At 65.3% G+C, this 9,081-nt stretch carries 10 protein-coding genes; 5 read left to right on the top strand and 5 right to left on the bottom strand.

Translation table 11 applies throughout. From position 1 onward, the window contains the following. The 3 genes from HMPREF0298_RS09875 to ppk2 all read left to right on the top strand — a co-directional run. Positions 1 to 1,120, top strand: a 1,120-nt coding sequence (locus tag HMPREF0298_RS09875) for an ATP-binding cassette domain-containing protein (protein WP_006841035.1), incomplete at its 5' end; no start/stop codon positions are given. A 10-nt stretch (positions 1,121 to 1,130) separates the two neighbouring features. Then, positions 1,131 to 1,454 (top strand): putative quinol monooxygenase, encoded by a 324-nt coding sequence (locus tag HMPREF0298_RS09870; protein WP_006841034.1) that lies wholly within the window; start codon positions 1,131 to 1,133, stop codon positions 1,452 to 1,454. Next, positions 1,447 to 2,289, top strand: a complete 843-nt coding sequence (gene ppk2, locus HMPREF0298_RS09865) for a polyphosphate kinase 2 (protein ID WP_006841033.1) — start codon at positions 1,447 to 1,449, stop codon at positions 2,287 to 2,289. The genes HMPREF0298_RS09870 and ppk2 overlap by 8 nt, the downstream gene beginning before the upstream one ends. Here ppk2 and HMPREF0298_RS09860 read toward each other — a convergent pair. Together HMPREF0298_RS09860 and HMPREF0298_RS09855 are read right to left on the bottom strand one after the other, a co-directional pair. Continuing rightward, entirely contained in the window at positions 2,286 to 2,852 is a 567-nt protein-coding gene (locus HMPREF0298_RS09860) for a DNA-3-methyladenine glycosylase (RefSeq protein ID WP_245527488.1), read from the bottom strand. The two genes, ppk2 and HMPREF0298_RS09860, sit on opposite strands and share 4 nt — an antisense overlap. Further along, positions 2,849 to 3,655: a Cof-type HAD-IIB family hydrolase gene (locus tag HMPREF0298_RS09855; RefSeq protein WP_006841031.1), complete on the bottom strand. Its 807-nt coding sequence runs from the start codon at positions 3,653 to 3,655 to the stop codon at positions 2,849 to 2,851. The genes HMPREF0298_RS09860 and HMPREF0298_RS09855 overlap by 4 nt, the downstream gene beginning before the upstream one ends. Before the next feature lie 28 nt (positions 3,656 to 3,683). Here HMPREF0298_RS09855 and HMPREF0298_RS09850 point away from each other — a divergent pair, with 28 nt between their 5' ends. Together HMPREF0298_RS09850 and HMPREF0298_RS09845 are read left to right on the top strand one after the other, a co-directional pair. Further along, positions 3,684 to 4,682, top strand: coding sequence for a 3-hydroxyisobutyryl-CoA hydrolase (locus tag HMPREF0298_RS09850; protein ID WP_006841030.1), 999 nt, complete (start codon positions 3,684 to 3,686; stop codon positions 4,680 to 4,682). A 122-nt stretch (positions 4,683 to 4,804) separates the two neighbouring features. Continuing rightward, positions 4,805 to 6,271: a glyceraldehyde-3-phosphate dehydrogenase gene (locus HMPREF0298_RS09845; protein WP_006841029.1), complete on the top strand. Its 1,467-nt coding sequence runs from the start codon at positions 4,805 to 4,807 to the stop codon at positions 6,269 to 6,271. Here HMPREF0298_RS09845 and HMPREF0298_RS09840 read toward each other — a convergent pair. Genes HMPREF0298_RS09840 through HMPREF0298_RS09830 form a run of 3 tightly spaced genes read right to left on the bottom strand, consistent with a single transcriptional unit; the run spans position 6,268 to position 9,066 of the window. Then, a complete protein-coding gene (locus HMPREF0298_RS09840) occupies positions 6,268 to 6,681 on the bottom strand; it encodes a DoxX family protein (RefSeq protein ID WP_006841028.1) in 414 nt (137 codons plus the stop codon). The genes HMPREF0298_RS09845 and HMPREF0298_RS09840 overlap by 4 nt on opposite strands. Before the next feature lie 51 nt (positions 6,682 to 6,732). After that, on the bottom strand, positions 6,733 to 7,869 hold the full coding sequence (locus HMPREF0298_RS09835; protein WP_006841027.1) for a glycosyltransferase family 4 protein: 1,137 nt from the start codon (positions 7,867 to 7,869) through the stop codon (positions 6,733 to 6,735). Then, entirely contained in the window at positions 7,870 to 9,066 is a 1,197-nt protein-coding gene (locus HMPREF0298_RS09830) for an NAD-dependent epimerase/dehydratase family protein (protein ID WP_006841026.1), read from the bottom strand. Positions 9,067 to 9,081 lie beyond the last annotated feature (15 nt).

Here is a 9,081-nt window from a genome sequence, read left to right as displayed (position 1 = left end):
CCTCGCGCGCAAGGAGCTCGCCTGGCTGCGGCGCGGAGCGCCGGCGCGCACGTCGAAGCCGCGCTACCGCATTGAGGCGGCCGAGGCGCTGATCGCCAACGTTCCCGCCCCGCGCGACACCGTGGAGCTCATGGCTTTTTCAAAGGCGCGCCAGGGAAAGGTGGTCATCGAGCTGCTCGATGCGCGCGTCGAGGCACCGGACGGCCGCGTGCTGGCGGACAACCTGACGTGGCGCCTCGCGCCGGGCGAGCGCATCGGCCTGGTTGGGGTCAACGGCTCCGGCAAGACCACACTGCTGCGCGTGCTCGCCGGCGTGTACCCGCTTACTGCGGGCAAGCGCGTTGAGGGGCAGACCACCCGCATCGGCTGGCTACGTCAGGAGCTCGACGACCTTGACCCCACCCTCCGTGTCATCAACGCCGTTGAGGACGTGGCCACCTATATCGAGCTCGGCGGCAAGGACCTCTCCGCCTCCCAGCTCGCCGAGCGGCTCGGGTTTAGCCCGAAGCGCCAGCGCACCCCGGTCGGCGACCTTTCCGGCGGCGAGCGCCGCCGCCTGCAGCTCACCCGCGTGCTGATGAGCGAGCCCAACGTGCTGCTTCTCGACGAGCCCACCAACGACCTCGACATCGACACCCTGCAGGAGCTCGAGGACCTGCTCGACGGCTGGGCCGGGACCCTGGTCGTGATCTCCCACGATCGCTACCTCATCGAGCGTATCGCCGATAGCACGTACGCGCTGTTCGGTGACGGTGAGTTGACCAACCTGCCGGGCGGAATCGAGCAGTACCTGAAGCGCCGCCAGCAAGAAGGTGATTCCAGCGGCCCGCTCGACTTGGGTGGCGGCAAGGGCGGCGTTGCCAAGCAGCGCTCAATGTCGTCGCAGGAAGAGCGCGAGCTGCACAAGCAGATGAATGCGCTCGAGCGCAAAATCGCCAAAGCCGATGAGCGCGGCGCTGCGCTGGAAGATCGCATCGCCGCACTCTCCGGCGCGGGCGACCCCGATTTCGAACAGATCGGGCAGGTGACAAAGGAGTTGGACGAGGTGCGTGTGCAGCGCGAGGCGCTCGAGGCCCAGTGGCTTGAGCTGGGGGAGAGGTTGGAGGCCGGGAGCGCGTAATCTGGCAGTCATGATCCTGATCAACGTGAAGTTCCAACCCTTGAGCGAGCACGTGGAGAATTTCCGCGAACTCGTTGCCCCGTTCACGGACGCCACCCGCGCCGAGGAGGGCTGCCTGTTCTTCGACTGGTACCGCAGCGAAGAGGACCCGTCCGAGTACATCCTCGTCGAGGGTTTCAAAGACGACGCCGCGGAGGCGCATGTGAATTCGCAGCACTTCACAGAGGCGCAGGAGCTCTTCCCGACGATTTTGAAGCGCACCCCGCAGATCATCAACACGCTGATCGATGGCAAGACCGAGTGGGATGAGATGGCGGAGTTCAAAGTTGGCTAAGAACGACAATCAGAACAAGCCGCCGAAGCTGTCGAAGAGGGCCTACGAGAAGGAACTGCTGCGCCTCCAGGCCGAGCTCGTGGCGATGCAGCACTGGGTGGTCACCACCGGCGAGCGCCTTGTCATTGTCATGGAGGGCCGCGACGCGGCGGGCAAGGGTTCGGCGATCAAGCGCATCACCCAGTACCTCAACCCGCGCACCTGCCGGATTGAGGCGCTTCCCAAGCCGACGGAGCGCGAACGCGGCCAGTGGTACTTCCAGCGCTACGTCGAGCGGCTCCCGGCGGCCGGAGAGATCGTGATTTTCGACCGCTCCTGGTACAACCGCGCGGGCGTTGAGCGCGTCATGGGCTATTGCACCTCCCAGGAGTATCGGCGCTTCCTCCATCAGGCGCCGATTTTCGAGCGTCTGCTCGTCGAGGACGGGATCATGCTGCGCAAGTACTGGTTCTCCGTTTCCGACCAGGAGCAGTACGCCCGTTTCGAGTCGCGCCGGGAGGACCCGCTGCGGCGCTGGAAACTCTCTCCGATGGACCTGGAATCAATCAACAAGTGGGAGGATTACTCGCGGGCGAAGGACGAGATGTTCGTGCACACGGACATCCCCTCCGCTCCGTGGTACACGGTGGAATCTGACGACAAGAAGAGCTCGCGCATCAACGTCATCTCGCACCTGTTGTCCACGATTCCCTACGAGCACCTCACGGTGGACCTGCCGGAGATGCCGCGGCGGCCGGATTCGTCGAACTACACGCGCCCGCCGCGCGGGGAGTTCCGCTACGTTCCCGACGTCGCAGCTTCGCTCGAGGAGAAAAAGAAGGGCAAGAAAGCTTAACGACGCCTTCCCCGCGGGCTGGACACCGTCTTGTCGCCGGGGATGTAGAAGCGCAGCGGGGCATCGGCATTTTTGGAGATGCCGATGCGAGGTCCCGCCACCCACTCCGGTTCCGCTTCGCGTGGGCGCAGGGTGACGGGGGTGCCGTTATGGCCCAGCGTCAGCCCGAGTGCCTGGCCGAGGTTGCCGGGCCCGCGAGCGATGTTGTCATCCGGGATGGGCTTGCGATCTGGGCGCTGCCGGCGCTGCAGCGCAATGTCGTGGCCGGAGACGACCTGCCCGCCGCGCATGAGGCAGCCGTGCCCGATGCCTTCGGGGGCGCAGACGATGTTGCCGTTGAAGTGGATGCCGTAGGAGAAGTAGACGTAGAGCCTGCCGGGCGGGCCGAACATCGCCGCGTTGCGCGTCGTCTTCCCGCGGTAGGTGTGCGCCGCCGGGTCCTCGGTGCCGAGGTAGGCCTCGACCTCGGTCAGCCGGATGGCCACCCCGTTGAGTTCGATGATGCAGCCGAGAAGCTGAGGCGCGACAAGGTCGGCGCTTTGCGAGAAATCGATCCCGCTCACGACGTGATCCACCGCTCTATGCGATCGAGCGCCCCGTGCTCGTCGTTGGTGCCGACGACTTCGTCGGCGATGGCTTTCAGATCCGGGTGCGCGTTGCCCATGGCCACGGCCCAGCCGGCCTGGTCAAGCATGGCGTAGTCGTTGAGGTAGTCACCGATCGCGGCCGTGTCCGCGAGGTCGACGCCGAGCGTGTCGGCGAGCGCGCGCAGCGCCACTCCCTTGTCCACTCCCGGCGCCATCAGGTCGATCCAGTGTCGCGAGCTCACGGTCGCGTTGAGTTCGGGAACGATCTGACCCAACCACGGCAGGGCGTCGCGTTCTGCGTCGGTCTCGACGTACAGGGCGACCTTGACGGTGTCGTCCGGGTCGTTGGACAGGGCGTCGAGAAGCGAGCTGGCGCAAACATTGGCCAGGTAGTACTTGTCCACTTCTGCCTGGATTGCGGGTGGGGTATTAGCCGCGGTGTAGGAGATCTCGGGCTTGCACAGCACCGCATGGGCACGAAACGGGGCGGTGTCGAGCGCAGTGGCGAGACGGTGAACGGCCCCAGGTGCGAGCGGGCTGACGGAGACGATCTCGCCCTTGTGCCACACCACTGCTCCGTTTTCCGCGATGAAGGTGTCGGGCTCGTTGCGCGAGAACATGTGCTGCAGCGTGGCCAGCTGGCGGCCCGAAGCGGGGGCGATGACGATTCCGGCGTCGAGGGCGCGGGCCAGCAACCCCCAGAACGCCTCGGGAATGGTGCCGGAGGAGTCGACGAGAGTGCCATCCATGTCCAGCGCGACGATACGGGGTGCGGTCATGACCAACTTTCATGTATCACTGGGTTGCATGAACCAGCCTGTGAAAACTTCCGTGTTGCACCATACCGGAGTCATCACCCTCGACCGACCCAAAGCCCTGAACTCCCTGAACCACGAGATGGTTAGGTTGATCGCCGCCGCACTGGATGAGTGGCGCGACGACGCTGCCGTGGAGCAGGTCATCATCCATTCTTCGGGCAAGCACTTCTGCGCCGGTGGCGATGTCCGCGCCGCCCGCGACGGTGTTGTCGAAGGACGCGCGGAAGAAGTCGACGCCTACTTCGCCGAGGAGTACGCAATGAACCTCGACATTTCCACCTACCCTAAGCCCTATACTGCGCTCGCCAGCGGCGTCATCATGGGAGGTGGCCTCGGTGTTTCCGCGCACGGTTCGCACCTGGTGGTGACCGAGGACGCGTTCGCGTCGATGCCGGAGATGAGTATCGGCTTTATCACCGATGTCGGCATGAGCCACAGGCTGCAGAACCTGCCGAAGCACCCCTCCGCCGCGCTCGGCACCTTCCTCGCCCTGACCGGATACAGGCTCAGCGCCGACGACATGCTCGCCACCGGCTTGGCGACGCACAAGGTGGCCAGCCTCGACGGGCTCGTCGAGCGCATCGCGGCCGAGGGCCTCGGCGTGCTCGATGAGGTTGCCCTGGAGGCGGGGGAGTCCGAGCTGGCCGGATTCTTCGACGCCGTGGAGGGTGTCTTCGTCGGCTCGTGGCCGGAGATCTCGCAGCGGTTGGATTCGGCTCCGCCAGAGCTCGCGCAGCTCGTGGAGAAGCTCACCGCGCAGGCGTCGCCGAGCGCGCTGGTCGCGTCATCCGAGCTGATGGTGGCGAACTCCTCGCTCGACCTCGCGCAGTCGCTGGAGAACGAGCGTGCGCTCGGCGCTGTGATGAGCCGCGAGCCCGATTTCGCCGAAGGCGTGCGCGCGGTGCTGATCGACAAAACCAACGACGCGAACTTCGCCGCGGCTCCCGAGCCCGAGCACTACCGCCGGGTGCTGCGCCACGTGGGGTAGCAAACAGGGGTAGAGCGGGTCTTGAAATGTCCGAATCGCTAGGATGGGGGCGTATGCGCACCCCCGTTTGCGCAGATTTATTGGCAAAATCAGTACCCGAGTAACACAAAAGGAAGCGTGCCTTGACTGCGACTGCATCGACCGAGACCCAGAACGACTGGAACCACAAGCTAACGCTCGCGCAGGAAATGCTGCCGCTCATCAGCCAGCTGCACCGCGAGAACAACGCTGTGACGTCGATCTACGGGCGTCTCCTCGTCGGCGTCACCGACGTCGACATCATCAAGGCGCACCGCTACGCGCGACGCGTCGTCGAGCGCGAGCTTCCGCTCGATGAGACCCTGCCGATCCTCAAGGAGCTCGTCCAGCTCGACTTAGGCACCAGCTCCATCGACTTGGGCCGCCTGGCAAAGAACTACTCGCGCAGCGAGGGCCAGGACCTGCGTTCCTTCCTCGAGCAGGAACTCGCCGGCGCGATCGGGGGCAAGAAGCAGACCGAGCCGCGCGACGTGGTGCTCTACGGCTTCGGCCGCATCGGCCGCCTGCTCGCGCGCATCCTGGTCGCCCGCGAGGCGACCTATGGCGGCGTGCGCCTGCGCGCGGTCGTGGTACGCAAGAAGGGCGAAGACGACATCATCAAACGCGCCTCGCTGCTGCGCCGCGATTCCATCCACGGCCCGTTCAACGGCACGATCACCGTCGACCATGAGAAGGAAATTATCTGGGCGAACGGCACCGCCATCCAGATGATCTACTCCGACGACCCCTCCTCAATCGATTACACCGCCTACGGGATCAACGACGCCATCGTGGTCGACAACACCGGCCGCTGGCGCGACCGCGCCGGGCTGTCGCAGCACCTTGAGTCCAAGGGTGTGCAGAAGGCTCTGCTCACCGCCCCGGGCAAGGGCGACGTGCGCAACATCGTCTACGGGGTCAACCACGCCGACATCACCAACGATGAGTCGGACAACGTCATCTCCGCCGCGTCCTGCACAACCAACGGCATTACCCCGGTTCTGAAGGTGATCAATGACCGCTACGGCGTGCGCCACGGTCACGTGGAGACGGTGCACGCCTACACCAACGACCAGAACCTGGCCGACAACTACCACAAGGGTCCGCGCCGCGGCCGCGCCGCAGGGCTGAACATGGTGCTCACCGAAACCGGGGCCGCCAAGGCAGTGTCCAAAGCGCTGCCCGAGCTCGAAGGCAAGTTGACCGGCAACGCGATCCGCGTGCCCACGCCGGATGTGTCCATGGCTGTGCTCAACCTCGATCTGGAGAAAGAGGTGGAAAAGGACGAGGTCAACGAGTTCCTGCGCCGCGTGTCCACCGATTCGAACCTGCGCCAGCAGATCGACTACATCAACTCCCCGGACATCGTCTCAACGGACTTGCTCGGATCCACCCACGCCGGCGTGGTCGACGGCCTAGCGACGATTGCCTCGGGCAACCACCTGGTGCTCTACGTCTGGTACGACAACGAGTACGGCTACTCCAACCAGGTGGTGCGCATCGTCGAGGAGATCGCTGGCGTGCGCCCGGAGATTTTCCCCGCGCGCAAGGACCCGAGCGAGATCCGCTAACGTGTGGCGCGGCGGGCGTCGATAAGCTGGTCGACGCTGAAGCGGCCCGCGCCGGCGCCGGCGAGCGCCAGGGATGCGGCGGCGATGACTCCGACGAGCTCGAAGCCGCCGTTGTCGACGAACACGCCGTTGCCCATATGGGCGAAGAAGAAGGCGCCGAGCATCTGCAGGGCCACGATGACCCCGACGATCGGCGTAAACGCGCCCGCGAGGATGAGCACCCCGCCGAAGAGCTCGACGATCGCGGCGATGGCGCTGCTGAACGTGGGCGCCGGCACGCCCATCCCGGCAAACGCTTCGGCGGTGCCGAGCAGGGCCCACTCGCTGAATTTCTGCCACCCGTGGGCGATCAAGATGATGCCGAGCAGCACTCGAGCGATGAGTAAGGAAATATCTTTAAATGTTGCCATGTCGACAATGGCAGCACAGCCTGCGCCGTGACGCAAGAGTCCTGACCGCCGCTAGCGTGTCGACGCCCGCGCCACCTCGTAAAACTCCACCAGGCGCTGCGTTGCGGTGCGCCACGACCACTTCAGCGCTTCCTCACGCGCTGCGACCGACATGCGTTCGCACAGCTCGGGTTGCGACAACAGCTGGATGAGCGGCTGCGCCCAGCGCGCGTCCGGCTGGTCAGGATCAACCAAGAACCCGGTCACGCCGTCGTCGATGACGTAGGGCAGGCCGCCGGCGCGCGCGCCGACAACCGGAATGCCCGAGGCGAAGGCTTCGAGCGCGGCGAACCCCAGCGTCTCTGTCGTGGACGGGAAGATGAGCGCGTCGCCGGAGGCATAGGCCTGGTGCAGCTCGTGGCCCGAAAGGTAGCCGGTGAAGGTGACCCAGTCGAAGTCCATCGTGCGGCGCAGCTGCTCAAGCTGCGGGCCGGCGCCAACCAGCGCCAGGCGCGCGTCGGGGACGGACTCCCGCACCGCCTGCATGATGCCGAGCGTGCGCTCGGTCGACTTCTCGGCGGAGATTCGGCCGATGTAGGTGACAAGCGGGGCATCCGGGTGTCCGCCGCTTAGCCGCGAGCGCATCTCGCGGGAACGTTTGTCCGGGCAAAAGCCCTGCGTGTCCACGGCTTTGGGCCACACCTCGACGTTGTCGATGCCGTACTCGGCGGCCTTGTCCAGCATCGGCGCGGAGGTCACCAGGTTGACCTGTGCCTTACCGTGGAACTGGCGGATGCCCCACTTGGACGGCCCGGCCAGCCACCGCGCGCCGAGGCGCACCGTGTACTCAGGCACGTCGGTGTGAAAGGACCCGAGGATCGGCAGCCCCATCCGGTCGGCCGCGAGCGCGGCCGCCCCAGCCAGCCACATCGGGTTGACCACGTGAACAACGTCCGGGTTGAACTCTTTGAGGCGGCGGAACATGCCCGGGGTAGGTATCCCGACCTGAATCTCCGGGTAGATCGGCCAAAAGGGGACCGAGGGCGTGCGCACGACCTCGAAGCCGGAGTAGCTGGCCGGTGCCTTGCCGGGGGCGAAAATGAGCACTTCGTGGCCGAGCTCCGCCAGCTGATCGAGCGTGCGCGTCACGCGCGTGACAATGCCGTCGATCTTGGGGAGGAAAACCTCCGTGAACAGGGCGATGCGCATTTACTTCTCGCCGCTGGGGACGCCCTCAGACTGGTTGCGGGTCCACAGCGAGCGCGCCGGGATCTTCGTGCGGTCGACGCGGTGCGCGTAGCGCTTGGCCACGTCCTCCACTTCCTGCAGCAGGCCCTCTTCCAGCTTCGTCGGCTTCAGGCCCAGGTCGAGGAACGTGTCGTTGCTGACGTGCAGCTCGTTCTCGTCGGCCTCCTTGCGCGGGTTGGGCACCAGCGCGAACTCGGTGCCGGACAGGCGCGAGACCAGTTCCGCGAGCTCGCGGACGCGGTGGGTTTCCGTCATCTGGTTGAGAATCATCACCCGCTCGCCGCGGGCAGGTGGGTTCTCCAGGGCGATCTCGATGCACTTGGCCATGTCCCGGATGTGGATGAACGCGCGGGTCTGCCCACCCGTGCCGTGGACGGTCAGCGGGTAGCCGATCGCCGCCTGCATGAGGAAGCGGTTGAGCACTGTGCCGTAATCGCCGTCGTAGTCGAAGCGGTTGATCAGCCGCTCGTCGCGCTCGGTCTGCGGGGTGTGGGTGCCCCAGATGATCCCCTGGTGCAGGTCAGTGATGCGCAGCTCGTCGTTCTTGGCAAAGTACGCGAACAGGTTCTGGTCCAGCACCTTGGTCAAGTGGTAGATCGACCCCGGGTTGGTGGGGTAGAGCACCTGTTGCTCGATCGTTTCGCCCTCTTCGGTATCGACCTTGATGTCGAGGTAGCCCTCCGGGATCTTCATCCCCGCAGTGCCGTAGCCGTAGACACCCATCGTGCCGAGGTGGACGACGTGGACGTCCAAGCCGGATTCGACGATGGCCACGAGCAGGTTGTGCGTGGCGTTGACATTGTTGTCAATGGTGTAGCGCTTAGTGCGCGGGCTCTTCATCGAGTACGGTGCCGCACGCTGCTCGGCGAAGTGGACCACGGCGTCCGGGGCGAACTCCTGGATGAAGTCGGACAGGCCCTCGTAGTCCTGGGCGACGTCGATGTTGCGGAAACCGATTTCCTTGCCGGAGACCTCTTTCCACGCGGCCAGCCGCTCATCGATCGAGGCGATGGGGGTCAAAGAATCCGCACCGAGTTCCTCGTCGATCCGGCGCCGAGACAGGTTGTCCACGATGATCACGTCGTGACCGAGGTCGGAGAGGTGGAGGGAAGCGGGCCAGCCGCAGAATCCATCTCCGCCCAGAATCGCAATCTTCACTATTGGCAACCTTTC

It is taken from the genome of Corynebacterium lipophiloflavum DSM 44291 (assembly GCF_000159635.1).
Taxonomy (GTDB): Bacteria; Actinomycetota; Actinomycetes; order Mycobacteriales; family Mycobacteriaceae; genus Corynebacterium; species Corynebacterium lipophiloflavum.
This window is presented reverse-complemented; position numbering and strand designations above follow the sequence as displayed.